Origin of the sequence: Azospirillum sp. B506 (assembly GCF_000333595.1) — a bacterium.
Lineage (GTDB): Bacteria > Pseudomonadota > Alphaproteobacteria > Azospirillales > Azospirillaceae > Azospirillum.
The window spans coordinates 1-1,864 of the sequence record NZ_BADK01000346.1 but is presented as its reverse complement, the minus strand read 5'-3'; the positions used below and the strand labels follow the sequence as shown (position 1 = coordinate 1,864).

Below are 1,864 nucleotides of genomic sequence, written 5' to 3'. Positions count from 1 at the left end.
GCGTTGACCTTCCAGATGGTGCTGCCGTCGCCCTGGGTGCTCAGCACCGTGCCGAGATTGAGGCTCGCCCCCGCCGGCACGCCGGAGATGGTGACGTAGCCGATGCTTTCCGACCCGTCGGTGTCGGTCAGAGCCGGGGTGATCTTCAGCGCGACCGCGGTGTCCTCGTCCGTCGCGGCGGCGGCGGCGGTCACAGTCGGCGCGTCGGCCACCGCATCCACCGTGATGGTGCCGGTCGCCGACTGCGAGCCGGTCGCCGTGCCGGCGCTGGTGCTGTCCTTGGTGCCGACCGTCAGCGTGTAGGTGAGATCCGCATCGGAGTTGTGGGCGGTGACGATCTTCAGCCCGGACACCGTCCAGGTTCCCGGCGACCCGTTGACCGCGACCAGGGCGCTGGTCGGGATCGTCCAGCTGTAGGTGCCGGTCCCGCTGTGGGTCAGCTCCTTGCCGTTCAGGTAGAGCTTGGCGCCGCCGGCATCCAGCTGCGAGGCGGACATCGTCAGGGTGATCGTGTCCACCGTCTCCGGGCTGGCGGCATCGACGTCGCTCAGCCTGATGGTCGGGGCGATGGCGATGCCGCCGGATGCATCCTCGTCGCCGCGGGCGTTCAGCGTGGTCAGCGCGATGGCATCGGCGACCGGGGTCACCTTGATGGTCTGGCTGGCGGTGGAGGTGCCGCCATAGCCGTCGGTCACCGTGAAGGAGAAGGTCTCCGTTCCGCTGAAATCCGCGTCGGGCGTGTAGGTGAAGGTGCCGTCGGCGTTCACCACCAGGGTCCCGTGCGCGAGGCGCACCGGCTGGCCGTTCACGCCGGGCCCCTTGAAGGTCATCGTCTCGTCGGTTCGGTGGTTGACGGTGTCCTGGTCGGTCGCCGCCAGCCGGCCGGAAATGGCGTTGTCTTCGGTGGTGGTGGTGGTCGCCGCCGTCGCCGTGGGGGCGTAGTTCAGCGCGGTGCGGACATCGACGGGCTGGCCGTCGACATACAGCTCCAGCTTCTCGAAATCCGCCACCTTGATGCCGAGCGCGGTCAGGGTGGCGGCGTTGGCGACGTCGGTGTCCCTGGTCGCAGCATTGGGATCGGCCGCCGCCGCCTCGATCCGGTCGCGCAGGGTGCGCAGGTCGGCCAGGATCGACGTGTTCGACAATTGGGCGCCGGTCAGCATCACCCGGAAGGTGTCGATGCCGGCGTCGCCGTCCTGCAGCTCCGGATTGGTCGCGGTGCCGCCGTCGGTACCGACCGTGAAGATCGACAGGTCGTCGCCGGTCCCGCCGTGGATGGTATCGGTCCCGCCCCCGCCGGTGATGGTGTCGTTGCCGCCGCCGCCGAGCAGGATATTGGCGCCGCCGTCGCCGGTGATGACGTCATCGAAGGCCGAACCGGTGACGTTCTCCAGATTGCGCAGGACGTCGGTGCCCTCGCCGGTGCCGACTCCGGTCGCCAGGTTGGCGTTCACCGCGGTCGCCGAGGCGGCATAGGTGACCGTGTCGTTGCCGGTGCCGCCGTCGATGGTGTCGTTGCCGGGACCGCCGGCCAGCAGGTCGTTGTCGTCGCCGCCGTCCAGGCTGTCGTCGCCGAGACCGCCGGTCAGGGTGTCGCTGCCGGCCCCGCCGAAGATGGTGTCGTTGCCGTCGCCGCCGTCCAGGCTGTCATTGCCCTTCGGCGTGTTGATGAAGCTGACGGTCAGTGTCCGCGGGTCGCTGTCGGCGGTGCTGCCGTTCTCCAACTCCCTGGAGGTCGAGACGACCGTGAGGGTGATGGGATGGGTGGTGTCTCCCTCCTTGGCGGTCAGCGTCAGGCCGGACAGCTGGGCTTCGTTGAGGGTCCAGGTGCCATCGGCGTTCCGGGTGCCGGCACTGAGCGTCG

General features: G+C 69.4%; 1 protein-coding gene. It reads right to left on the bottom strand.

The annotated features are described in order from the left end of the window. Positions 1-1,864, bottom strand: a 1,864-nt coding sequence (locus I71_RS10600) for an Ig-like domain-containing protein (protein WP_042694711.1), incomplete at both ends; no start/stop codon positions are given.